Source organism: Nitratidesulfovibrio sp. HK-II (assembly GCF_003402415.2).
GTDB lineage: Bacteria > Desulfobacterota > Desulfovibrionia > Desulfovibrionales > Desulfovibrionaceae > Cupidesulfovibrio.
Genome location: NZ_AP036014.1, coordinates 3,185,908 through 3,210,665, shown reverse-complemented (window position 1 = coordinate 3,210,665; position 24,758 = coordinate 3,185,908). Strand labels below are relative to the sequence as shown.

General features: G+C 70.1%; 16 protein-coding genes and 1 tRNA gene. 8 read left to right on the top strand and 9 right to left on the bottom strand.

Translation table 11 applies throughout. The annotated features are described in order from the left end of the window. Positions 1–85: 85 nt before the first annotated feature. The 6 genes from RVX_RS13485 to RVX_RS13460 form a co-directional block, all read right to left on the bottom strand. Positions 86–1,777 (bottom strand): DUF4139 domain-containing protein, encoded by a 1,692-nt coding sequence (locus RVX_RS13485; RefSeq protein WP_116308149.1) that lies wholly within the window; start codon positions 1,775–1,777, stop codon positions 86–88. 76 nt (positions 1,778–1,853) lie between these two features. Further along, positions 1,854–2,261 carry a cupin domain-containing protein gene (locus RVX_RS13480; protein WP_116308150.1) on the bottom strand — a complete coding sequence of 136 codons (408 nt, stop codon included), beginning with the start codon at positions 2,259–2,261 and terminating at the stop codon, positions 1,854–1,856. Positions 2,262–2,412: 151 nt separating this feature from the next. Continuing rightward, positions 2,413–4,836, bottom strand: coding sequence for a penicillin-binding protein 1A (locus RVX_RS13475; protein WP_116308151.1), 2,424 nt, complete (start codon positions 4,834–4,836; stop codon positions 2,413–2,415). Between the two features lie 11 nt (positions 4,837–4,847). Further along, positions 4,848–5,684 (bottom strand): YkgJ family cysteine cluster protein, encoded by an 837-nt coding sequence (locus tag RVX_RS13470; protein ID WP_116308152.1) that lies wholly within the window; start codon positions 5,682–5,684, stop codon positions 4,848–4,850. A 1-nt stretch (position 5,685) separates the two neighbouring features. Further along, a complete protein-coding gene (locus tag RVX_RS13465) occupies positions 5,686–7,434 on the bottom strand; it encodes an ArnT family glycosyltransferase (RefSeq protein ID WP_116308153.1) in 1,749 nt (582 codons plus the stop codon). Positions 7,435–7,652: 218 nt separating this feature from the next. After that, the gene (locus RVX_RS13460; RefSeq protein ID WP_116308154.1) at positions 7,653–9,131 is read right to left on the bottom strand and encodes an aldehyde dehydrogenase family protein; all 1,479 of its coding nucleotides are present in this window, start codon (positions 9,129–9,131) and stop codon (positions 7,653–7,655) included. Between the two features lie 463 nt (positions 9,132–9,594). Here RVX_RS13460 and RVX_RS13455 point away from each other — a divergent pair, with 463 nt between their 5' ends. Together RVX_RS13455 and RVX_RS13450 are read left to right on the top strand one after the other, a co-directional pair. Further along, on the top strand, positions 9,595–10,986 hold the full coding sequence (locus tag RVX_RS13455) for an NAD(P)/FAD-dependent oxidoreductase (protein WP_116308155.1): 1,392 nt from the start codon (positions 9,595–9,597) through the stop codon (positions 10,984–10,986). A 298-nt stretch (positions 10,987–11,284) separates the two neighbouring features. Then, positions 11,285–11,512, top strand: coding sequence for a hypothetical protein (locus RVX_RS13450; protein ID WP_116308232.1), 228 nt, complete (start codon positions 11,285–11,287; stop codon positions 11,510–11,512). Positions 11,513–11,628: 116 nt separating this feature from the next. On the opposite strand, the gene RVX_RS13445 is transcribed toward RVX_RS13450, so the two are convergent. After that, positions 11,629–12,498 carry a hypothetical protein gene (locus RVX_RS13445; RefSeq protein ID WP_116308156.1) on the bottom strand — a complete coding sequence of 290 codons (870 nt, stop codon included), beginning with the start codon at positions 12,496–12,498 and terminating at the stop codon, positions 11,629–11,631. A 741-nt stretch (positions 12,499–13,239) separates the two neighbouring features. On the opposite strand from RVX_RS13445, the gene RVX_RS13440 reads away from it, so the two are divergent. Both RVX_RS13440 and RVX_RS13435 read left to right on the top strand, forming a co-directional pair. Further along, a tRNA-Glu gene (locus tag RVX_RS13440) sits at positions 13,240–13,316 on the top strand. A gap of 369 nt (positions 13,317–13,685) precedes the next feature. Beyond that, a complete protein-coding gene (locus RVX_RS13435) occupies positions 13,686–15,089 on the top strand; it encodes a diguanylate cyclase (protein WP_116308157.1) in 1,404 nt (467 codons plus the stop codon). 59 nt (positions 15,090–15,148) lie between these two features. Here RVX_RS13435 and RVX_RS13430 read toward each other — a convergent pair whose 3' ends face one another. Further along, positions 15,149–16,552, bottom strand: coding sequence for a UDP-N-acetylglucosamine 2-epimerase (locus tag RVX_RS13430; RefSeq protein WP_116308158.1), 1,404 nt, complete (start codon positions 16,550–16,552; stop codon positions 15,149–15,151). 511 nt (positions 16,553–17,063) lie between these two features. Here RVX_RS13430 and RVX_RS13425 point away from each other — a divergent pair. The 3 genes from RVX_RS13425 (at position 17,064) to RVX_RS13415 (ending at position 21,149) form a co-directional block, all read left to right on the top strand. Then, complete coding sequence (locus RVX_RS13425) at positions 17,064–17,576, top strand: hypothetical protein (protein WP_116308159.1); 513 nt, start codon at positions 17,064–17,066, stop codon at positions 17,574–17,576. A gap of 258 nt (positions 17,577–17,834) precedes the next feature. Continuing rightward, a complete protein-coding gene (locus RVX_RS13420) occupies positions 17,835–20,648 on the top strand; it encodes a PAS domain S-box protein (RefSeq protein ID WP_230404839.1) in 2,814 nt (937 codons plus the stop codon). A gap of 327 nt (positions 20,649–20,975) precedes the next feature. Further along, positions 20,976–21,149, top strand: coding sequence for a twin-arginine translocase TatA/TatE family subunit (locus RVX_RS13415; RefSeq protein WP_116308233.1), 174 nt, complete (start codon positions 20,976–20,978; stop codon positions 21,147–21,149). Positions 21,150–21,289: 140 nt separating this feature from the next. Here the strand turns inward: RVX_RS13415 and RVX_RS13410 are convergent, their stop codons facing one another. Then, a complete protein-coding gene (locus tag RVX_RS13410) occupies positions 21,290–22,390 on the bottom strand; it encodes a nucleoside recognition domain-containing protein (protein WP_116308160.1) in 1,101 nt (366 codons plus the stop codon). 748 nt (positions 22,391–23,138) lie between these two features. On the opposite strand from RVX_RS13410, the gene RVX_RS13405 reads away from it, so the two are divergent. Next, the gene (locus tag RVX_RS13405) at positions 23,139–24,269 is read left to right on the top strand and encodes a chemotaxis protein (RefSeq protein WP_116308161.1); all 1,131 of its coding nucleotides are present in this window, start codon (positions 23,139–23,141) and stop codon (positions 24,267–24,269) included. Positions 24,270–24,758: the final 489 nt, after the last annotated feature.

The following is a 24,758-nucleotide window of genomic DNA, read 5'->3' as shown; positions in this document are numbered from 1 at the left end:
TCGGGAAACGAAACGGCCCGTCCTTGTGGACGGGCCGTCGTCGTTTCCGGGGTGGGGCAGGGCTGCGGAAGGGGGGAGCCGAACGCTAGCGGCCGTCGTCCAGGCGCATGTCCGCCGGGGCGGTGGCCCGCACCGTGTGCCGGATGGTGGCGGTGGCGCGCGGTTCCACGGTCAGGTCCCACACCAGGCGGTGGTTTTCCGTGGCGGCCTTGGGGTCGGATTCCACGCTGATGCTGATGGCCGTGTCGCGCGGCTGCGGTTCCGGGTCTTCCACGCGCACGGACACCGATTTGGCGCGCCGGTTGGCCACTTCGATGGTCCAGGCCCACACGCGGGTCTGCTGCTTGCTCACCAGTCCCTCGCGGCCGCTCTTGCGTTCGTCCAGGCGCATGGTGGCGGCCACCAGCGGGTCGCTGCCGAAGAAGATGTCGGCCTTGTCCTCGGCCAGCGAGAAGGGTGCGCTGCCCACGCTGGCCCCGTCGGCCACGTACAGTGCCTCGCCCGCAGGGTAGTGGCGCGGCTCGGGCAGGGTGACGGAGGCGGTGAGGAAGGCGCGCGGGTCCGCCGCCGGGCGCACGGTGTGCCGGAAGGTGGCGGGCCATTCCTCGGCCCGCAGGGCCACGCGGGCGCTGCCGCCAGCGGGCAGGGTGCGCGGGCCGAGGTCCCATACCTCGTAGGTGGCCTTTTCGTCGGCCATGGGGGCGGGGGGAGCGGCGTCGGCGCGCAGGGCCATCGTTTCGGCGGCCATGGGGGCCGCCTTCATGGCCACAGGCATGGGCGTCACGCCCAGAATGGGCCGCAACTGCCAGTCGCGCAGGGGCGGCGGCTGCAGGGCCGCGCCCGGCTCCACCGTGGCCACGGACAGGCGCGCGCCGTTCCAGTCCACGGATCCGCCCTGGCGGATTTCCGCCTCGAAGGCGAAGCCCACGGTGTTCTTGTCGGGGAAGGCTTCCAGCCGGTAGGCGGGCCGCCAGCCCGCCTCGGGCAGGGTGTAGGCGTAGGAAACCGCCAGGGGGCCGCGTGCCGGGCTTGCCAGCAGCACCGTGGCCACCGGGGCCGTGCGCGCCGCGCCGCCCGCGTCGTTCAGTTCCTGTTCCAGCCGGGCAATGCGGGCGGCCAGCACGGCCTCCTTGTCGCGCAGGTCGGGCAGGGTGGCGTTCAGGTCCGCCAGCCGCCTGGCCATCTGGGCGTCCAGCCGTTCCAGGTCGGCTGCGGGGGCGTTGGTCACCGGCGGCTTGGACCACAGGGCCATGCGCGCCTCGGTGGCGGTGATGGACCCGGCGACGGACGCAGCCTCGCGGCGCAGCCCGGCCAATTCCGCGCGCAGGCGGGCCACGCGGGGGGCTTCGGGTGCGTCGGCTTCACGGACGGTTACCAATGCCACTCCGTTGCCGGGGATGGTCACGGACAGGCTGGCCGGGTCCGCCCCGGCGGGCAGGGCCAGCCGGAACGCCTGCCCGCCGCCCGGCGCGGGCTCCACGGCCACGCGGTCTTCCACCGTGACCCGCGCGGAGCGGGGGTAGAGCACCACGGCCACGGGTGAGGTGGGCAGCGGGGCTGCCGCCGTGCCGACTTGCGCGGATGCCGTGGATTGCGCGGATATGGTGGATTGCGCGGGCATGGCCGGAGTGCCCTGGGCCTGCGGGGCGGCCTGCACGGGAAGCGCGGTCAGCAGCAGAGCGGCGGCCAGGGCGGCCAGCGCTCGCCCGCATGCGGGAAACGGGAGAACGGGGGAGGTCGGTCGGCGCAACGCGCCTCCGGTGCGGAAAATGCTCATGCCGCTCCTGTAGCACGTTTCGCGGGGCGGGGCGAGAGCGGGGCGGGCCTGGCCGCGCGGTAAGGCGTGCGCGGGGCTATCGCGCCGCCGGGTCCAGCAGGTCGGTGTCGTCGTGGGCGTATGGCGGGGCGCAGCAGCACAGCACCAGCAGCGGCACATCCCCGGTGTTGGCGATGCGGTGGGGCGTGCCGGGGGCGATGTGCACGGTGTCGCCCGGCCCCACGGCAAAGGTGGCTTCGCCCAGGGTCATCAGGCCCTGTCCGGCGGTGACGTGGTACAGCTCCTCGCTCTGTGGGTGGCGGTGCAGCAGGGTGACGCAGCCGGGGGGCACCTCCGCCTCGGCCAGCGACTGGTTGCGGTTGCCGTGCACGGCGGGGTGCATCAGTTCGCGGATTATGGACCCGTCGCGGGTGACGTAGGGCGTGGCGTCCGCGCGGGCGGTGACTGCGGTGCTGGGGGGGGCGGGGGCGTCGGGGCGGGACATGCGGTACCTTCGGGCCGGGCCCGTGGGTTGCGTTCAGGGTGCGGCGGGGCGAACGGGCATCCGCCGCGCATCCCAAGCGAAGCGCCCCGGCCCACGGGCCTCGAAAGTCCTCATGGGGCCGGGGCGCATGCATCCGGTCGTGTCGTTCTGCCTAGTACAGCTGCTTCAGCAGGTCTTCGGCGCTCTTGGTGTCGTCGTCGCCGCGGTGTACCGGGTCGCCCGCCGTGGAACTGGGCTGGGTGCCCAACTGGAACGGCAGCAGGTAGCTGGTCTCGGAGCCGGGACCGGCGATCTGCCCGGTCTTGCCGTCCACGCGCACCATGACGATGCCGGGGGGCATGGGGAAGTCGTCCGGCGGGTACTTGGGCTCCACCACCTTGCGGTAGTCCACGAAGATGGGCAGCGCGGCGCGGCCGCCGGTCTCGAACTTGCCCATGGGCGCCACTTGGTCAAAGCCCACATACACGGCGGTGACCAGATGCGGGGTGTACCCGATGAACCAGGCGTCGCGCTCGTCGTTGGTGGTGCCGGTCTTGCCCGCCAGGGGCTTGCCCAGCACCTTGGCCTTGGCGGCCGTGCCATCCTGCACCACTTCCTTCATCAGGGTGGCCATGATGAAGGCGTTCTGCGGGCTGAGCACCTCGCGGACATCAGGCTTGGATTCGAACAGCGTCTCACCCCAGGCATCGCTGATGGAGTGGATGAACCTGCGTTTGGCCACGCGGCCTTCGGCGGCGAAAGCGGTGTACGCCTCGGCCATGTTGATGGGCGAAACCGCCACCGCGCCAAGGCTTACGGAGAGTTCGTTGGGGAACGGCCCTTCCAGCCCCAGCGCGGTCGCCCGCTCGATGACGGCGGGAATGCCGATCTTCTGGGCCACGCGGATGGTGCACAGGTTGCGCGACTTGGCCAGCGCCGTGCGCAGCAGGGTGGGGCCGTAGAACACGCCCTCGAAGTTCTCGGGCCGCCAGATCTTGTCGGTGTACTCGTTCAGGTACACGAAGGGCGCGTCCAGCACCACCGACCCGGCCGTGAAGCCGTGGTCCATGGCGGCGGAGTACACGATGGGCTTGAACGACGAACCGGGCTGCCGCTTGGCCTGGACGGCCCGGTTGAACTGGCTGTCGCTGAAGTTGTAGCCGCCCACCAGGGCCAGGATGTCGCCGGAGTCGGGCTCTATGGACACCACCGCGCCCTGCACGTCGGGGTACTGTTCCAGCGAAAGCTGGATCACCCCGGCCTGCGAGACCAGCGAGGGTGTGTAGCTGGCGGCCTTGCCGTCGGCCCCCAGGGCCGAGACCCACACCACGTCGCCCACTTCCAGCACCTTCTTGGCGTCCTTGATGGCGGCCACGTTCTCGGGCGCGTAGCGCACATCGGGGGTGCGGCACCAGGCCATGGTCTTCACGTCGATGAAGCCCCGGTACGCGCCCAGGCGCACTTCCGCGCCCTGCGGCACCACCTTGGTCACCAGCGCCCGCGCCCATGCGCCGTCGGCCAGCGCGGCGGGGGTGAAGTTTTCGTGCTTCAGGAAGGCGTCGTACTCGGCGGGCTTCAGCCGCTGCAGCGGCCCGCGCCAGCCGTGCCTGTGCGAGGCGTCGTCCAGCCCGGTGCGCAGGGCCTTTTCGGCCGCGGCCTGGTGCACCGGCTCCATGCTGGTGCGCACGTGCAGGCCCAGTTCGTAGATGGCGTCCTCGCCGTAGCGGTCCACCTTCAGGCCCAGGCGCTTGACGTTGGCCTCACTGAAGAAGTCGATGAGCTGGCGGCGCACCTCTTCGAGGTACCACGCGCCCTCGCGCCAGCCGCTGTCGTCCATGGACCGGTACACCAGCGGCTGGGCCACGGCCTCGTCGTATTCGGCGCGGTTGATCCACCCCAGTTCCAGCATGCGGTGCAGCACGTACATCTGGCGCTGCCTGGTGGCCTCGGGGTCGCGGAAGGGGTTGTACTTCGAGGGGGCCTGCGGCAGGCCGCCGATCACCGCCGCCTCGGCCAGCGACAGTTCGTTGACGTGCTTGCCGAAATAGGTGCGCGCGGCCGCCTCCACCCCGTAGGCGCCGCCGCCGAGGTAGATCTGGTTCAGGTAGATGGTGAGGATCTCGTCCTTGCTCAGGTACTTTTCGAGCCGGTAGGCGAGAATCGCTTCCTTTATCTTGCGCTCGTAGCTTTTTTCCGAGGTCAGCAGCAGGCGCTTGACGATCTGCTGGGTGATGGTGCTGCCGCCCTGCTTGATGGACCCGGCCTGCATGTTCTTGATGAACGCGCGGAAGATGGCGAGCGGGTCGATGCCCTCATGCCGGTAGAAGCCGTCGTCCTCGGCGGCCAGAAAGGCCTGGGGCACGCGGGGCGACATTTTCTCCAGCGGGGCCAGGAAGCGCTTTTCACGGTAGAAATAGCCCATCACGCTGCCGTCGCGGGCGTACACGGTGGTGACGAGGGGGGGGCGGTAGTCGGCGATGCGGGTGAAGCTGGGCAGGTCGTGCGAGGCCCAGACCACCAGCATGGCGGCAAGCCCGGCCGCGGCGGCAATGCCAAGCGCGCCGACGATGCCGAGGGTGAGCAGCAGTTTTTTCATGGGGGTGCGCGTTACAACGTTTCCGGCCCGTCGTCCAGAGCGCCGGGTTTGCCGGGCCGGGGCGGCCTGCGGCGTCCGCGCGGCGCGGCGGCGGGGTCGGGAACGGGCTGGGGTTTGGGCAGGGGGACCGCCGGGGGCGATGCCGGGGCGGCGTCATCGACGGTATCGGCGGCGGTATCGTCGGCATCCTGCGCGCCATTGGGGGCCGCGAAGGGCAGGCCGGACTCGAAGGGGTCCAGCGGGGGCAGGCCCCAGGCCAGGCGCATGCGGCCGAACAGCAGGCGGACGTCCTTTTCCGTCAGGTGCACGGCGGCCAGCACGTTGGCCAGGGTGCGGCCTTCGCGCACGGCCACGCAGTGGTCCGGGGTGAACAGGGTGATGCGCTCGCCGCGCATCCACAGGGGGAACAGACGACAGTACCAGGGCCGCACCTCGCGCGGCAGGCGGCAGCCCTCCGCGCCCAGGAAGGCGCAGTCGCCCCGCCGGTCCACGGCCAGGCGCAGGTGCTCGCCGTGCAGGGGGAACAGGGCCTCGACGGCCGCCGATTCGCCGGGGAACAGACGCTTCATGCCGTCCACGAAGGGGCGGGTGTTGCGCTCGGTGGCGAAGCCGCCCACGTGGTCGCACCATTCCACGATGCGCTCCCACTCCGAGCGCGACAGGGGGAAGCAGAATTCCTCCTCGCCGGGGGTGGTGGAGCAGCATGTGGGGCCTTCGGCCGCGCAGCGGGCGCAGGCGGAGGGATCGGGCGCGGGAGCGTTCCGCCTGGCGTGGGGTTTGGCATGGGGCCGGGTGCAGGGCGCGCCCGTCGTATCGGGCGTTTTGGGGGTGCGGGGTACGCGTGCCATGTCAGTAGGCTCCGGAGCCCGAGCGGGGCCAGTTGCCGTTGAAGCCGCGCAGCACCACCACCCAGAATTCCCGGCCGGGCTTGCCCCGGTGGGTGGACTGGTAGCGGGTGACCTGCACGGAATCGAACATGGCGGCGAGCTGGCGGGGCATGTTGGGACCGTCGCGCCGCACCAGCACCGCGTCCCAGCCCACCTTGTCGGCGGGCGAGGGCCAGATGTCGTACTGGCTCATGCGGCGGCCGAAGTCGGCGCAGTAAGTCACCGGCTGGCCGGGGGCGTAGAAGGCCAGCGAGGCGGTCATGTCGTAGGCGTCGGAAAAGAAGAACACCCGGTCCGGGTCGGGCAGTTGGCGGCGCACCTCGTCCAGGTGTCCGCCAAGGTCGGCCCAGCCCTTCAGGCGGGTGGCGGGATTGTATTGCGGGGGCAAGGGCAGCGCATCCTGCGCGTGCACCAGGCCGAAGGTCAGCACGCCCAGCACCGCCCACACGGGCACGAGCTTGCGCCACACGGTGGCGGGCGCGCCGCCCGGTTCGAGAACCGTGTCGCGGCGGCGGGCGGCGATGAGGTCGGACAGGCAGCACGCGGCCAGCATGATGCCCGCCACGTAGCTCATGGCCGGCCAGTTGGGGTAGATGCGGGTGTGCAGGCTCCACAGGGTCATGCCGCCCCACATGGGCCAGAACCCGGCGGCCAGCAGGATGTCGCGGCGCAGCCTGCCCGCGTCGGGAACCCCGTTGGGCGAAGCGCCCGGAGTGGAGCAGGCCATGCCGCCGGGCGTGCCCGCGTGCCCCTTGCAGGCGTGGCGCAGGGCGCGCCAGCCGCCCGCCAGCATCAGGCCCAGCCACCACGGGGTGATGATGCCCGCCTGCGCGCCCAGATGTTCGGGCAGCCGTTCCGGGGTCAGGAAGGTCTTCGCGGCCTTGCCCGCCACCCCGGCCAGGGTGGCCACGTGGCGGAAGCTGACCCAGTCGTTGGAAATGTTCCAGGCCAGGATGGGCAGCATGCCCACGGCGGCACCGGCCAGCATCACCGCCAGTACCCGCCAGGCCACGCCGCGCGCCAGCAGCCCGTGGCGGGAAAGGCCCCACAGCCACAGCACGGCCACCCCGGCGATGCCCAGCATCATGTACTTGGCCAGCACGCCCAGTGCCATGCACGCGAACAGCAGCACGTAGGGCGTGCGGCGGCGCGGCTCCAGCGAAATCCAGTGCAGGCAGAACAGCGCGCCCGCCCAGCACAGCAGCAGGGGGCTGTCGGTGGTCATCAGCACGCCCGAGGCCATGAACAGCGGGGTGGCGTTGGCCACGAACAGGGTCAGCACGCCCAGCGCGGGCGCGCGGAACAGCCGGGCCGCGCCCAGGTACAGCAGCGTCTGGGCCAGCGCCGAATTGACCACCGCGCCCATGCGCACGCCGGTTTCCGTGTCGCCCAGCAGGGCCGTCCAGCCGTGGATGAGCCAGGCGATGAGCGGGCCCTTGGAATAGTAGGAAAGTTGCAGCCTGCGCGACCAGTCCCAGTACTGCGATTCGTCCTGCACCAGGTCGAGCTGGCCGGAGAGCACGAACCACAGCCGCACCAGGGTCGTGATGGCGATGATGATCCCCGCGCACAGGGCGGGGTTGCGTTCCCAGACGGGGGCCGGGGGCAGGGCGGGCGCGCCGTGGTGGGATACAGACGCGGGACGCGCGCCGTGAGGCCCGGCGTAGGGGGCGTCGGGGCGGAATTCGGGCCGGTGTATGGAAGCGGACATGCGCGCGAAGGTGACCTGTGGGGATACGTGATTGGGGAATGGCGGGGGGTGCCCGCCGCGCAGGCGTGGGCGGAACCGCGTTCCGCCTCTGGGAATGTAGCCTCTCGGAGTGGGGGTGTCCAGACGGGCGCGGCGCGGAGGAAATTTGGCGGTATCGTTTGATTTTTCACGGGGCAGGGAGCCTTTTGGAAAGGCTCCCTGCCCCGGGATGAGAGGCGTTACTTGTACAGACGCTTGAGCAGCTTCAGCTTCAGGTCCGAGCCGGGGGCGAAGCGCAGGGGGATGTCGAAGAAGTTGGAGCCCACGGCCACGGCGCGCGGGGCCGAGAAGGTGGCCAGGCCCGCCGGGCCCGCCACGGCCCCGTGCCCGGTTTCGCCAACGCCCGCCTGCGGCAGGCGCGGGTTGGCGAGATGGGTGGCCGCGTCGTTGATCAGCACGGCCCCGGCGCGGGTGGTTTCCATCAGCCGTTCGCCGCGCGCGTGGGCGGTGGTGAAGGCGTACAGCGCGGTGAGCGCGGGCAGCCCGGCCAGGAAGGTCGTGGCCTCGTCCAGCCGGGCGTAGGGCCGCACCGCCAGCACGGGGCCGAAGCCTTCCTCGCGCAGCACGGGGCTGTCGTCGGGCACGTCGGTGATCAGTGCGGGCGGTACGTACAGGCTGGTTCTGTCGGGCTGGTCCGCCGCGCCGCCGGGGCCGAAGGGCAGGGGCCGCCCGGCCGCCAGCCGTTCCGCCTGACGCACGAACCCGGCGGCGGAGACCATGCGGCCGAAGTCCGCGCTGGTGCGCGGCTGCGGGCCGAAGGCGCGCTCCAGTTCGCTGCGCAGAGCGTCCAGCACCCGGTCCAGCACGGTGTGCTGCACCAGCAGCACGTCGGGCGCGGCGCGCAGTTGCCCGGCGTGCAGGAACTTGGCCCACACGATGCGCCGGGCGGCCATGGCGATGTCCGCGTCGCCGTGCACCAGCGCGGCGGACGGCCCGCCGGTGATGGCGGCATACGGGGCAAGGGTGCGGGCGGCCAGACCGGCGATGGCCCGCGCTCCGCGCGTGTCGCCGTCGTACCACACGAAGTCGGGCGCGGCGGCCAGCAGGGCCTCGTCCGTCTCGGCACCGCCGGTGACCACGGCCACATGCTCCGGCTCGAAGTACTGGCGCACCATCCGGGCCAGCATTTCCGCCAGCGCCGGGGCCTCGGGCGAGGGGCGCAGCACCACGGCGTTGCCCGCGCCGATGGCGTCGGCCAGGGGCACCAGCAGGCTGCGCAACGGGTCGGCCCAGTGGGCGTAAGCCACGACGCGGCCCAGCGGCTGATGGCGCACGTAGCTGCGCGCCTTGAACTGCGCCAGCGACGAAAGCACCCGGCGCGCCCCGCAGAAGCCGGGCACGGCCTTGATCAGCCAGTCGATCTCGTGCAGCACGGGCAGCACCTCGCGCACCAGAAAGGGGTGCTCGGGGCGGCCGTAGTCGGCGCGGATGGCGTCGGCCAGGCGGTCGCGGTAGCCTTGCACCCCCTCGCGCAGGCGGCGCAGGGCATCCACCCGCGCGCCGGAGGGCAGCACCGCGCCCGAGGCGATGAACGACGCCTGGCGCGCGGCCAGGGCGGCCATGTCGTCCGCGAGCACGGACGTGGGAGCGGGGCCGGGCGAGCCGGACGAGGGGGACGAGGCAGACGGGGCGGACGGAGAAGCGGCGGTCTGGGTCATGGCGCACTCCTTGGCGGACGTTCCGGCGCGGGGCGAAGACGCCCCGCCCGATACGGAAGGTTCGGGGAAAGGCTGGCGGCGGGCCGCTGCGCGGAGCGCCGGTCGGCGGCTTCAAGGCCCTGCGCCGCAAGGCGCGGGCGGGCGCGTGCGTCCGGTACGGACCGCCATTGTGTACTGATAACGCATCGCGTGTCGCCGCGCCAGTGGGGGTGGCGGCAAAACAGGGTCCACGGCCATCTTGACAGCTTGCCTCTTGCAGTGCAGGGTAAGCTGGCCTTCGTGCGGCCCGGCGTCTGGAATCTGCTGTTCGACAACAGCCGATGACGCTGACGGGGCCGGTCACTGCGGGCGCACGCGACACCGCTTGCGCCCCTTCGGCGTGCCTGTGGCACGGCGCGACGCAGGTGCCCCTTTCCCCATGCCGCGCGGATGCCGCAATGATCCGTCAGGGAGAGTTCTCACCATGTCAAAGGGTTCCCATCAGTTCGACGTCATCGTCGTGGGCGGCGGCCCGGCCGGGCTGTTCGCCGCGTACCACCTTGCCGAACATTCCGGCCTGCGCACCTGCCTCATTGAGCGCGGGCAGGACGTGCGCAAGCGCAGCTGCCCCATCAACAAGACGCAGAAGTGTCTGAAGTGCAAGCCGTGCCACATTCTGTCCGGCATGGGCGGCGGCGGCCTGTTTTCGGACGGCAAGCTCAATTTCATCCACAAGCTGGGCAAGACCGACCTTACCCAGTTCATGCCCCGGTCCGAGGCCGAGGCGCTGATCCACGAAACGGAAACCATCTTCAACCGTTTCGGCATGGACGGCCCGGTCTACCCCTCGGACATGGAGGCGGCGAAAGCCATCCGCAAGCAGGCCAAGAAGCACGGCATCGACCTGCTGCTCATCAAGCAAAAGCACCTCGGCAGCGACTGCCTGCCCGACCATATCGCCTCCATGTGCGCGCACATCCGCGACAAGGGCGTGGATATCCGCACGGGTGAGGAAGTGCGCGCGCTTACCGTGGAAAACGGCCAGGTGCGCGGCCTTGTCACCGACAAGGGCGAATATGCGTGCAAGGCGGTGATCATCGCCCCCGGCCGCGTGGGCGCGGACTGGGTGGGCGAACTGGCGCGCGGGCACGGCCTGGCCGTGAGCCAGCGCGGCATAGAGGTGGGCGTGCGCGTGGAAGTGCACAAGGACATCATGTCGGACATCACCGACGTGATCTACGACCCCACCTTCTTCGTGCAGACCGACAAGTACGACGACCAGACGCGCACCTTCTGCACCAACCCGGAAGGGTTCATCGCGCTGGAGAACTACCAGGACTTCGTGTGCGTGAACGGCCACGCCTACCGCCACCGCAAGTCGGAGAACACCAACTTCGCCTTCCTGTCCAAGGTGGTGCTGACAGACCCGGTGTCCGACAACCAGGGCTACGGCACCGCCATCGGGCGGCTGGCCACCATCATCGGCGGCGGCAAGCCCATCCTGCAGCGCTTCGGCGATTTGCGGCGGGGCCGCCGGTCCACGTGGAACCGCGTCAACAAGGGCTACATAGAGCCCACCATGACGAACGTGGTGCCCGGCGACATCGCCATGGCCCTGCCCGAGCGCATCGTGACCAACCTGGTGGAGGGGCTGGAGCAGCTGAACAACGTCATGCCCGGCATCGCCAACGAGGAAACCCTGCTCTACGCGCCGGAGATCAAGTTCTTCGCCACCCAGGTGGAGACGGACAACCGGCTGGAAACCTCGCTGAAGGGGCTGTACGTGGCGGGCGACGGGCCGGGGGTTGCGGGCAACATCGTGTCCGCCGCGGCCACCGGGCTGATTCCGGCCAAGGCCATCATCGAGCGGTTGTAGCCGGGCGGCGCGTCGCTGCTTCCGGGGAACGGGGGCGGCGACACGGATGTACGGGTACATGATCAAACGGACGGGGCGCCTTGCGGGGCGTCCCGTTTTTTCATGCCGCCCCTTCCGTGCCGTCCGGCCTTCCGCGCAGCCCGCCCCTTTTGGCAATCCGCGTGGACGGATCCTGCGGGGTGAGGGGGGGGGATGGCCGCGCGAAGCTGCCGCGCCCCGCGCGCCTTGAACATCGCCGTTTCGGCCTTATGTTCTGGGACGAGACACCATTGCGCCAAGCGCAAGGGAGGTGATGCGCATGTTCACCGGTATAGCACGCGTGCCGAAGCACGTATGGGATAGCGACCCGGCCGTCCGGGCCGACCTGGAACGGTTGATCGAACGGTTGGAAGGGCTGGCGCTGGACGTGGGCCTGGACCCCGAGAGCAACATCTGCCTTACCGATGGTGAGGCGGACGTGCGGGTGGGCATAAGCGAGGAGATGGACGAATTTCTTCGCGAAGCGCCCGGCACCTGGCGCATGTGACAGGTATGGCGCGTCGACCGGGAACCGGCCGGAAAGCGCGCGAACGGCAATGGGAAGGGGCGCTCCGCCTGTGGCGGAACGCCCCGTTTCCGTGGACTTTTTCGGTGTGTCCCGCCCTACGAGCAGGACGACGACACCGAGTTGGGCGGAAACACCCGGATGGCCCAGGTCAGCGCCAGCGCGAACAGCGCCGAGACGATGCCCACGGCGGCATCCCAGAACGGCGGCGCGCCAAGGGCGATGCGCATGAGCAGGGTGGCGATGACGTAGCCCGAGTTGCGGAACACCGCGTGGAACGATGGCATGAAGGTCTGCGCCACCAGCACCATCAGGATGTCGGCGAAGATGAGCACCGTGTAGATGGTCTCGAAGAAGTCGAACGACTGGCCGGTGGTGGCGAACATCCAGCCGTCCCACACGGCCACGCCGATGAACGCCACGAACAGGCCGAGCGCCAGCAGCTTCTTGGCCATGACGTAGTGCATGCGGTCCATGGCCGAGGTGATGTACCCCTGCGGCCGCTGTACCTTGTAGTAGAGGCCCAGGCACAAAAAGATCACCAGCGCGGCGCTGGCGGATACGATGATGTGCAGCACGGGCAGCAGGTCGAGCGAAAGGCTGATGGGCTCGTGCATGTGCGAAAGCTCCTTGAAGGAGTTCCGCAGCAGGATCAGCGCGAGAATCTCGAACTGCTTGCCGACGGAGCGCGACAGCGAGCAGGACAGCACCAGGATCAGGCTCATCACTTCCAGCACCAGCAGCATGGTGAAGGCGAAGTTGACGGCCTGGAAATGGTTGGAGGGAACGAAGCGGGTCAGTTCCAGCGGCAGCCCGGCCAGCAGGCCCCGCCGGTTCAGTTCTATGGCGATGATGCCGCCGATGAACGCGAAGATGAGACCAAGCGCCACCCGGCGCTGGGTGCGCGGGTGTTCCCAGTAATGGTGCAGCAGATCGAAGAGATGGGTGAGTGGTTCTAGGCGGAACATGGTCGTGCCCGGGCGCTGGGGCCTGTGGATGGTTTCGAGTCTTTCGCGGCTACGCGGAATGCGAGCCGCGTGCGCATGTGACCAGTAGCATCCGCCTATAACAGGAAATAATGACAAACAGAAAGGGATTTGCCTGAATTTTCCGAACCGTCGGTTGGTCCGCCCCGGCATTGCCGTATGGGCTAGGGACCAGGTTCACCGGCAAATCCCTTTCTTCGGGAAGTGTTCCGTGGGCATTATTCCTTCGCATCCTCCGTCGGGGTTCATGCGGAGGGCCTCTGCCATGTCCGCCGGGGCGGCTTGGGCCTTCCCGCGCGTCCATGACGTTTCCCTTGCTATATGAATAAGGTCGCGTGGCAGGGCGTCAAGCGTGGCGGGGGGCGGCTGGCGTTATTTTGTGACGGGGCAGGGAAGGGTGGCGGGGAGGCGGCGTGATGAGGGGAGCGAGACGGGGAAAAGGCAGGAAGAGAGGCGCTTCGGAGGCGTGTCGGCACGGGTGCATGGGCGGGTGCGGCAAGGCCATGCCTGATTGGCCTGTCGGCTGACCTGCCCCCACCTTTCGCCCCGGCGAGACGGCATGACTTGGCGCGCCGTTTCTGCGAGGGCACGCGGCCCCGGCGGCCTGCCCCGGCCCACCGCGCCCGCCGTACCCGGCGCGTCCGCCGTACCCGGCGAAAAAACAGTTGACGCGCCGCCGTCCCGTTGGCTATTGAACGCTCCGCGCCATTGGCGCGCCAGCGCGTCCCCATCGTCTAGCTGGCCCAGGACAACGGCCTTTCACGCCGTCGACAGGGGTTCAAATCCCCTTGGGGACGCCAAATTTCAAGAGCCACCGGAAATTCCGGTGGCTCTTTTTTTGTGTCTGGGGGCGGGGCGGCATGGCCCATCATGCGCGGTGATTGTTCGGCGGGTTCGCCAGCAGGATGCGTTTCCGTTTCCCTTTCGTGATGATCATGCCCGCACGTTCATCCGAAACCATCCGATTCGCGCACCCATACCTTCATCCATTTTCATCCGATACCGGCCATCGGCGCACCATGTCGCCGCCAGCGCGTGGACCGGGGATGGCTGCCCCTTGGACGTTGCATGATACTGCTTGCCCGGCGGCGGAATGCGGGTGCACAATGCGTCTAGGGTCGGCACGCCCCGCGCGCCGCGCCCATCCCGTTCCGCCGCGAGGAGTGCCGATGTCCCGCTGGGTTCCGTTCCGTCTGACGGCCTGTCTTCTGTGCCTCCTGCTGCCCGGCGTGGGCGGGGCAACGTCCGGGACCGCCCCCTTCACCCCGGCGGAACAGCGTTTCATCCGCGAGTCCGGCCCCGTCACCCTGTGCGTTGACCCGGACTGGCCGCCCTTCGAGCACGTGGAGGTGCGGAACGGGCAGGCCCGCCACGTGGGCATCGCGGCCGACATCATTGAACTGGTGGCCCGGCGCACCGGCCTTTCCTTCGAGCTGCTGCCCACGGCCACGTGGGAGGAAAGCATTGCCGCCGCCCGCGCGGGGCGGTGCCAGGCGCTCAGCTTCCTGAACCAGACGCCGCAGCGCGAGGCGTGGCTGGGCTTCACCGACCCCCTGCTGACCGACCCCAACGTGTTCATCACCCGCGTGGAGCATCCGGACATCACCGACCCGGCGGCGCTGGTGGGCGAGACCATCGTCTTTCCGCAGGGCACGGCCATGGAGGAGCTGATCCGCAAGGACTACCCCAACCTGAAGGTGCTGGTGGCGGAGTCTGAGGCGCAGGCCATCCGCATGGTGGAGGAACGCAAGGCCGACATGACCATGCGCTCGCTCATCGTGGCGGCCTACACCATACGCCAGCAGGGGCTGTTCAACCTGAAGATTGCCGGAAACCTTCCGGAATACCAGAACAAGCTGCGCATGGGCGTGGTGCGGGCCAATCCCTTGCTGCGCACGGTGCTGAACCGGGGCATCCGGTCGCTGACGGACGAGGAGCGGCGACAGATCGTCAACCGGCACGTGCCCATCACGGCGCAGACGGCGGTGGATTACTGGCTGGTGGGGCGCGTGGCGGCGGTGTTCGCGCTGCTGGCCGCGGTGGTGCTGTGGTCCAACCGCAGGCTGAAGCGGATGAACGCGGTGCTGGAACGCCTGGCCCGCACCGACCCGCTCACGGACCTGCCCAACCGCACCCGGCTGAATGACCTGTTCCGGCGCGAGGTGGACCGGGCCAAACGCTACCGGCGGCCGTTCTCCATCGTCATCCTGGACATCGACAACTTCAAGCGCGTCAACGATGAGTACGGGCACCTGGCGGGCGACAGGACCTTGCAGGCCTTTGCCGTGGTGGTGCGCGACAACGTGCGCGGGGCGGACACCGTGGGCCGCTGGGGCGGCGAGGAGTTTCTGGTGCTGTGCCCGGAAACCACGGCGGAAGAAGCGGCGCAACTGGCCGAGCGGTTGCGCGCGGCCACGCGCGCCACGCCCTTCGAGGGGGGGCGCACCCACACCGTCAGCGCCGGGGTGGCCGCCTTTCATGAGGGCGACGACCTGGACGCCCTGCTGAACCGGGCGGACGCCGCCCTGTACCGCGCCAAGAACGCGGGGCGCGACCGGGTGGAGATGGCCTAGCCGCGCGCGGGTCGCCCCGCGACTGCGCCCGCGCTGCTTGCCCGGCGCGCTGTTGCCGCCTAGGCCCGGAATTCGGCGTGCGGGGGCAGCAGCGGGACAAGGCCGGTCATGAACCGGTCCAGCGCAAGGGTGATGCGCTCCGAGGCGTGCCCGTCGCCGGGGGCGGCGCAGGCCGCCGCCATGGCCGCGTGGCGCGCGGCGTCATCCAGCAGGGCCGCCGTTTCGCGCAGAATGGCGGCCTTTTCCGTTCCCACCAGCTTCGCGCGCCCGGCGTGCACTGCCTCCGGCAGGTGCGGCGTGGCGCGCAGGGCCAGCACCGGCACGCCCAGCGCGGCGGCCTGTTCCAGCACGTCGGCGGCGTCGGTCAGCACCAGACAGGCGGCGCGCAGGCAGCCCACGAATTCCGGCAGCGGCGGCACCGGCATCAGGTGCACGTTGGGCACCGCGCCCAGCAGGGGGATGGCCGCGTCGCGCAGGGGGCGGTGACTGCCCAGCGGCACCAGGAAGCCCGTGTCGCGATGCGACAGGGCCAGTTCGCGCACGGCCGCGCAGATGTCCTTGAGGGCCGCGGGGTGCGCCTGCATGCCCGTCAGGCTGACGAGCACGGTGCGCCCCTCGGGAAAGCGCCCTCCGGCAATGGTCCGGTCCGGTCCGTGGCCGGGGTGGGGCGGCGGGGCGGCGTTTTGGGTGGCGGCGGCGTCCGTTGTCGTGGAGTCCGCCGCGCCCCGCGCCTTCCGTAGGGACACCGGGCGGATGTCCGGCGCCCTTGGCGCTGACGCTTGCGGGGTGCGGGCCGCGAACTGCCCGTCATCATTGTCGTCCGGCCCGGCGGATGCGTTGTCGGGGGCCGCGCCTTTCTCCTGCCCGCCTTCCGCGAAGCGGCGCAGGCTTTCCACCACGGTGGCCCCGGTGACGGCGATGCGCGCGCCGTCCACGCCGTCGTGCAGCAGGGCCGCGCGCGCCTCCGCCGTGGCGGCGAAGTGCAGCGAGGCCACGGCCGCGATGCAGCGGCGGTTGCCTTCCTCGGGCGACGGGGTGCCGGGCAGGTCGCCATGCGGGCCTGCGTCGATGTGGGCCACCGGGATGTTGTCGTGAAAGGCGGTGAGCGCCACGGACAGCGCCAGGGTGGAGGCCCCCTGCACCAGCACGATGTCCGGCCGCAGGCGCGAGACCACCAGCCCGAAACGCAGCACCGCGTTGCCCGCCAGCAGGTGGAACTGCCCTTCGTCGATGTCGCCGGGCAGGCTGAGGTCGATGTCGCACTCCATGCCAAGGTCGTGCAGGGTGCGCACGAAGTGGTCGCGGTGCAGGCCCGCGCTGACCACGATGGTATGGAAGCGCGCGGCCCCCTCGTGCAGGGCGCGCACCACCGGCGCGCAGGCGATGGCCTGGGCGCGCGTGCCCACCACCACCATGACCTTGGCCCGGCGCTGGGCGGGAATGTGAACGACGTTGTCTGCCATGGGGGCCTCCGGTCCGGCGGCACTGTCCGCTGGCGCGCGGCCCGCCCCACCGGCATGACCCGGCTGGTGCGCGGACAGGCCGCATCGCGCCAGCGCCTTCGCCGCGCGGCACTTTGCCCAAAGCATAGCAGAGGAGCGTGCCGCGGAAAGGGGGCGGCAGGCATATTTACGCGCGGTTAACACTATTTAACGGTTCTGTTTGCCGGGGGGTTGCCCTTGCGGCGAGGAGCGGTTAGCCAGAAAGGCAGGATTCGCGACCACCAGAACCCGCGCCCCCCGCATTCGTCAGCTTATGCCGAACGCCAAGCCCCCGCCCCGCCCCACCGCCGGACCCGGCTCACGAGCCGGCCATGCCCCGTGCCCCGATGCGCGGGACCGGGCCGTCACGTGCGCTGCATGTCCGGGATGCGGGCTCCCCGTCCGGCCTGTCCGTCCTGTCCGTCCTGTCCGCCCGGTCCGCCCGGTCTGGCCAGCTTCTCCGGCGCGGCCTGTCCGTTCTGTTTCGTCCGAAATGCAGCAAACGTGCACCCTCTCCGCCCTGCTGCGGCGGGGGCTGGCCGCACCCATGCGCTACCTGCGGGCCGCGCCGCTGCCGCACGCCACGGGCGGCGTTTCGGCGCTCATCGGTGTGGGATGGGTACGCGCGGCGCTGGAGGCGTTGGCGGAAGAAGCCCTGTCCGCCGGGGTGCTGTTGTGCATGCCCGCGTCCGGCTGGTTCGGCCTGGCCCTGTTGTGCGGGGCCGACGGATTGAGCCGCTACCGCGAATATTTGAGGGTGCGCCGCATGCTGCGCCGTTGGGGGTTCACCCCCCGGTTGCTGCGCCCCCTGGCCGCCTCGCGCTGCCAGCGCGACGCGGCCATGCAGGCCGCGCGCGAGGCGGGCTGCGCCGAGATGGCCCGCGCCTACTATCGCGAACTGGGCTATCGCTGGTACCATCTGCTGCCCGACAGGGTGGCGGCCAACCCGTTGGCCTTTCTCGACGCTCGGTTCCTGCGCGCCACGTTCCTGCCCGGCAAACGCTAGGGTGGGGCGGTCGGCGTTGCAAGCGCCACGGCAACTTCCTGTCGCGCGGGGCCGCGCTCTGGTGTAAGCTCTCGCGGAGCGGACGCCGGGCACGGCGGCCGCACGCCCGAACCGGCATGGGGCCGGGATGGCCGCAAGGAACGCCCCCCCGGCGCATGGCCGGGAGGCGTGGGAGTCATTGCCCAGGGTGGGGGCTGATCAAGAGTGGGCGGGCACCCGCGGCGTAAGGCGCGGCGCGGCCGCAGGGGGACGACACGCATGGCAGCCGACGACCGGCACCACGAACACGAAACCGCCAAGGCCAGCCCCGGCGCGGAGCACGACGACGCAGCCGTGCACCATCGCCTGCTGCTCGAACACCTGCCGAGCGGCTATGCCTTGCACGAGATGCTGTGGGACGAGCACGGCGCACCCCGTGACTATCGGTTTCTGGACGTCAACCCCGCCTTCGAGCGCATGACCGGCCTTTCCCGGGACCAGGTGGTGGGTCGCACGCTGCTCGAGGTGCTGCCCGGCATCGGGCGCACATGGGTGGACATCTACGGCCGCGTGGTGCGCACCGGCGAGCCCGCCAGCTTCGAGCACCGCGACGCGTTGATGGGCAGGCACTGGGATGTGCGCGTCTGGCGCGCCGGGCCGGGGCGGTTCGCGGTGGTGTTCACCGACGCCACCCGCTGCCGGGTCATGGAGGATGAACTGCGGCGCTCTTCGGCGTTGCAGCGGGCCATGATCCGCAACATTCCCTGCGACCTGTGGGCGCGCGACGCCAGCGGCCGCGTGGTCATGCAGAGCGACATTTCGGTGGGCATGTGGGGCGACCTGACCGCCGCGTCCGACCCTGAACTGGCCGTGCCGGAGGCGACCCGCGCCGGGTGGGCGGGCATCAACGGGCGGGCCATGGCGGGCGAGACGGTGCGCCACGAGCACGAGGCGCAACTGCCCGATGGCTCGCGCCGGGTTTTCTCCAGCGTGGTGGCCCCCATCCGCGACGAGTCGGGCGAGGGCTTTCTCGGCATCCTCGGCATCAACATCGACATCACCGAGCAGCGCGCCGCCGAACAGGCCCTGCGCACCAGCGAGGGCCGCTTCCGTTCGCTTGTCGAGGACGCCCTGAACCTGCCGGTGCAGGGTTTCGACCGCGACCGGCGGGTGTTCTTCTGGAACGCCGCCAGCGAGCGGCTGTACGGATTCACCCGTGAAGAAGCCGTGGGCAGGCGGCTGGAGGAACTGCTCATTCCCGAGGCCATGGCCGACGAGGTGCGGCGCGACGTGGCCCGCTGGGTGGAGACCGGCGTGCCGCCCCAGGCGGGCGAACTGCGGCTGCGTCACAAGGACGGCAGCCCGGTGGCGGTGTTCTCGTCGCACGTCTCGCTGCCGGGGGCGGGCGGCGAACCAGAGATGTACTGCATCGACGTGGACCTCAACGACCTGCGCCGCGCCGAACTGGCCCTGCGCGCCAGCGAGCAGCGCTTCCGCAGCCTGGTGGCCAACCTGCCGGGCGTGGTCTACCGCTGCGAGGCCGAAGCACCGTGGCGGGCACTGTTCGTTTCCGACCAGGTGGAGCAGTTGACCGGGCACCCGGCGGCGGCGTTCTGTGAAGGCCGCATGGACCTTGAGCAGATCATCCATCCGGACGACCGCGCGCGGATCAGGGTGGAGTCGGTGACGGATGATCCGGACGGGCATTTTTCGCTGGAATATCGCGTGCTGCACGTGGATGGCACGTTGCGCACCGTGCTGGAGGAAGGGCGGCGGGTGCGCGACGAGGCGGGCGTGGAATTTCTGGACGGGGTGATCCTGGACGTCACGCCCCTGCACGAGGCGTTGCGGGAACTGGCCGTTGCGCGTGATTTCCTGGACGCGGTCATGGAGTCCATGCCCTCGGCGCTTGTCGGCGTGGGGCCGGATGGGCGCATCATCCACTGGAACCGCGCGGCCGAGGATGCGTCCGGCCTCCCCCGCGACGAAGCGCGCGGGAGGCTTGCCGCAGAGGTGCTCTCCCGGTTGGTGGGCGGCGCGCCGGAAGTGCACGCGGCCGTGGCCCTGCGGCAGGCGGCCCGGTTCGAAAGCTTGCCCCGCGTGGTGGGCGGTCGGTTGCGCCATCTGGACGTGATGCTCTTCCCCCTGGCCAGGCCCGGCGGGGACGATGCGGCGGACGGGCCAGAGAACGGGTCAGGGGCCGGAGCAGGGGCCGGAGCAGGGGCCGGAGCAGGGGCCGTGGTCGTGCGGGTGGACGACGTCACCGAGCGCACCCGTATGGCGGACATGCTGGTGCAGACCGAAAAGATGCTGTCGGTGGGCGGCCTTGCGGGCGGCATGGCGCACGAGCTGAACAATCCCCTGGGCGCGGTGCTGCAAGGGGTGCAGAACATCATGCGCCGCCTGGACCCGGACATGCCCGCCAACCAGCAGGCCGCGCGCGACGCCGGGGTATCGCTGCAGGCCATGCGCGCCTACATGCAGTCCCGGCGCATCTCCGAAATGCTGGAAGGCATCCGCGATGCGGGAGCACGCGCGGCGGACATCATCTCCACCATGCTCGAGTTCACGCGGCCCGGGCAGGGACGGCGCACCACGGCGCGGGCGCACGCGCTGGTGGAGCGGGCGCTGGCGCTGGCGGGCAGCGACTACGATCTGCGCCGCCAGTACGATTTCCGCAAACTGCCCGTGCTGCGCGAATATGCCGAAGCCGAAGACTCCCTGACCTGCGTGCCCACCGAAATCGAGCAGGTGCTGCTGAACCTGTTCAAGAACGCGGCCCACGCCATGGCGGAAAAGCGCTACCCAGAAGGACAGGCTCCCGCCCTGCGGGTGGCCACCCGGCGCGAAGGGGACGAGGTGGTCATCGTGGTGGAGGACAACGGGCCGGGCATGGAGCCAGAGGTGCGCCGCCGGGTGTTCGAGCCGTTCTTCACTACCAAGCCGCCGGGAGTGGGCACGGGGCTTGGCCTTGCGGTGAGCTATTTCATCGTGACGCGCACCCACGGCGGCAGCATCACCTGCGACGAGGTGCCCGGCGAGGGGGCGCGGTTCACGGTTCGCTTGCCCGCGGAGCAGGCCGTGGACGGCTAGGGCTGCGGCCCAATGGTCCCTTCCCCGTTGGGCGACCGGCGGCGGGGGGTGTCCGTAGGGCGCGGCGGTGAACCTTGCGGCGGGGCGTCTTTCTTCGCGTTTTCAGTACACAATTTGTTGTGGTGCATGGTCAAGGTCATGCAGGGTCTGCGGCAGTTTGTGCAGGTTGCCCGCACAATGCTTGGAAAGATTGCACAAGTTGGCGCAGATTGCCGGTTGGGCGTATGAGGCCGCATGCGCGTGCGGTGTCGGAAGCGTGTTCCGGCATGCACCGCGCGCGGCGGGCGGAACTCTTGCGCGCACCATGCGCCGGAACGGGTGGAAAACATGATCGGAGAATTGTTCCAGCCGATGCATCTGCTGGTGGTCGGCATCGTGGCGCTGTTCGTGTTCGGGCCGGACAAGCTGCCCCAGTTGGGCAGAACGTTGGGCAAGGCCGTGCGTGAACTGCGCGGGGCCATGAACGAGCCGGACGAAGTGACCAAGGACTCCACCAAGTAGGTGGGCATTCCGGCCGCCGGGCCGGAGGGGCCACCCGGCCCATGCGGGATTTCGGACGGGGCGGATGCGGCGGTTGCCGTGTCCGCCCCGTTCGCGTTCCCTTTTTTTGGGGGGCGTGGGGGGGATGGCCCGTTGCCGCGCTAGTGCGCGGCCCACCACCATGCGGCGGTCACGACGGCCAGGCTGGCCACGCGGAACACCTGGCTCTGCACCAGCAGCGCCAGCCCCAGCCGGGGAGTGAAGATGCCGGTGTGCGAGGGCAATTGATGGCGCAATGCCCGGATGGGCGTGGCGATGATGGTGCCCAGCACCAGGGCCAGGGCGGTCTGGGCCGTGTCCAGCGAACCCGCGTCCAGCAGGGCCGCCGCTGCGGCGACCCCGGCCGAGAATTCGGCGGCGGCGGAAAACACCACCACCCCGGCGGCCTGCACCGGCAGGATGCCCAGGCCAAGGCCCCCTGTCGCCCCTGTCGCCCCTGCCGCCCCTATCGCCCCTATCGCAAGGTCGCGCAGGTCATCGAACACTCCGGCCTGATGCAGGGCATACATGGCAAGGTAGGTGGGCGCGGTGAACAGCGCCAACCTGCCGATGCGCTTGCGGAATCGTGTGCCGACAAGCGCCAGCGCCGCCCGCAGGCGTTCCGCCAGGGAGGCGGGTGCGGCCGGGCCGGGGGATGTGGCGCGGGTATCGCCGGACGGCATGCCCCCGTCCGCGCCCCCCGTGCCCCCGTTCGTGCGCCTGGTGAGCAGCAGCACCAGCGCCGTGCGCAGCAGGGCCGCCACGCCGTTCAGCGTCAGGTAGATGATGCCCGCCGTGCGCGCCAGCGGCCCCACCACGAAGAAGGTGGTGGGCAGGTGCAGCAGGAACACCGGCAGGCCGGAATTGAGCAGGTACGACAGGCGCAACTGGCCTGCGGAAAGCCGCCCGGCCGCGTGGGCCTCCATGAGCAGCGCGTTGGACGCGGCGGCGGACAGGAAGGCCGTGGCGAAGGCCGCGCCGCTGTCGTCGGGCAGGCGGCCCCAGCGGGTTACCGGGCGGGCCAGCCGCGCCAGCAGCGGCGTCCACCCGAAGGCTTCCACGGCCAGGCCCATGGCCAGCCCCAGGCCCATGGTCACCAGCATGTGCAGCAGGGGGCGCACCAGCCCCGGCCATGCCGCGTGCCAGGCCAGCAGGCCGGGGTCGCGGGCCAGTATGGCCCCCAGGGCCACGGCGCAGGCCAGCAGCGGCAACGCCAGCCCCATGCGCGAAACCCGGCGTCCGCCCCTTTCCCGTCGGCTCCGTCCGCCCGGCCCGCGAACCGGCCCATGCTCCTGCAAGGTCGCGGATGACGAGGGAACGCCCTGCGCGGCGGGCGGCAGGTGCGGGGTGGAGGCATCGCGATGGCGGGAGGGCGGGGTAGTCATGTTTGGCTGGGGATGCGCTGCGGGTTGCGCCGACGCGGCAGGGTCGCGGCGGATGGCGAGGGCCAGCGGTCAGGTGAGGATGCTGCGGGGGTTGTAGGCCCGGCGGCGGCCGCGCGCAAGGAAAAACCACCCCCGCCCGTTCCCATTCGTTCCCATCCGCTTCCGTCCCCTCCCATCGCCCCGTCGGGGCCCGCTGCGCTTGCAGCCTGCCTCCGTGCGCGGCCGGTTTGCTTGTGCTCGTCGTGGGACTGCATAATGCGCAGGAATCCCTGTCCGTTGCGGCGTGTGGCCATTTCGGTGGTTCCCGGAGCCCGCGACCGTGCGCAATAGGGCGCAATCGAGCGCAATGGGGCGCAATGGGGCCGGGTGGCCCTTTGTCGGGAAAGGCGCTATATTCCGCTGTGTGCCAGGCGCAGTGCGGGGTGAACGCGTTCGCCGCCGCGCCGACACACGGGCGACATTATCCGTGGACGGTAGCGAAGTAGCATGCCTGACGTGGCCGGAATGCGGCCGGGACGGCAAGCGCGGCATCTCTATCTGGGTCACAGGGGCGGCGGCAACGCCGACGTCCGGCCGGGAGGGATCAATGGGGCAGACCGGCATTCTTCTGGAGTCCGGCACCAACGAACTCGAAATCGTCGAGTTCTTCGTGGATGAGGCCGCGCCCGGCGGAACGGCCAGGGGTGGGGCGGATGCCCAGCCGGACGTCGCAAAGGACGGTGACATCGACACCGGGGCGTGCGGGGGTGGCGCGCCCGGGGGGGTGGCGGCCTTCGGCATTGCCGGTGCGCCGCCCTGCGGCTCGCTGCGGCGGCGGTACGGCGTCAACGTGGCCAAGGTGCTGGAAATCATCCGCATGCAGCCGGTCACCGCGTTGCCCCAGATGCCCCACCCGGCGGTGATGGGGGCCTTTCCGCACCGCGACGGCCGGGTCATCCCGCTGGTGGACCTGGCGACGTATCTGGGCATCGAGCGCGACCCGCACGGCGAGCCCAAGATTATCGTCACGGAGTTCAACACCGTCATCACCGGGTTTCTCGTCTCCGGGGTGAACCGCATCCACCGCATCAGCTGGACCTCCGTGGAGGCCCCCGGCCGGTTCCTGCAGGAGGCCAGCCGCAACTCCATTACCGGCATGGTGCGGTTGGACGAGCGGGTGGTTTTTCTGCTGGACATGGAAAGCATCGTGGCCGAGATGCATCCGGAACTGTCCATCCGCATGGAGCGGCCGTTTGCGGCGTCGCCCGCCGGTGGGCAGCAAGCGCCGGACGCCGCCCCGGATGGCGTGGCCAGTCAGCCCCCGCGCCGCTATCGCATCCTGCATGCCGACGATTCCGGCAGCGTGCGCCGTCTGGTGCGCAGCCTGATGGAGGCTGGCGGGCGGTTCGAGTTGCTGCAGGCCAACGACGGGCAGGAGGCGTGGGAGATGCTGGACGGGCTGCGGCGCGAGGCCGACGCCAAGGGCGCACCCCTGTCCGATCTGGTGCAGGCGGTAATCTCGGACATCGAGATGCCCCGCATGGACGGCCTGACCCTGTGCCGCCGCATCAAGGAGGATCCGGCCCTGCGCGCGCTGCCGGTGGCGCTGTTCTCGTCGCTGGTGTCGGAGCGGCTGGGCCACAAGGGCGAATCCGTGGGCGCGGACGCCCAGTTCGCCAAGCCGGACCTGCAATCGCTCAGTCAGAAGATGCTGGAATTGCTGGGTGAGCAGGTTTAGAAAACTGCCGTTGGCAATGCCGGGGCGGGCGCGTTTTTTCCTCGCGTAGGCCGCCCGTTTTTCTTGTCCCGCCTCTGTTCCTTTCGTACCCCGGGGCTTGGCCTCGGGGCGTTTTTTCATCGTTCCCGGCCGACTTCCCGCCCCCGCGCGCCATCGTCCCGCGTTCGCTACCCTCCGCCCGTACTCTGCCTGATCTTTTGCCCGGAATGCGTGCAGGGCGCGTCATTCCTTTTGGAACGACGCGCCCTGATTTCGCCCGCGACGCACCGACTGCGCCACGGACCCCTGCGATGGAATGCGTCCAACGCATTCCCCCGTACCGGCTGGCCTTGTCCAACCGCCTTCCGGAACGGATCGGGCATCGACCGACATGCCCGTTGTCTGTTGCCATATACTTACCAAGAAGCGTGCCACCTGTGCCGCGAGTTGGCGTCTTTTGTTTATGTGTAAATATTGCAAAGCATTGCTTGCGAATTGGTATGTCGGCGC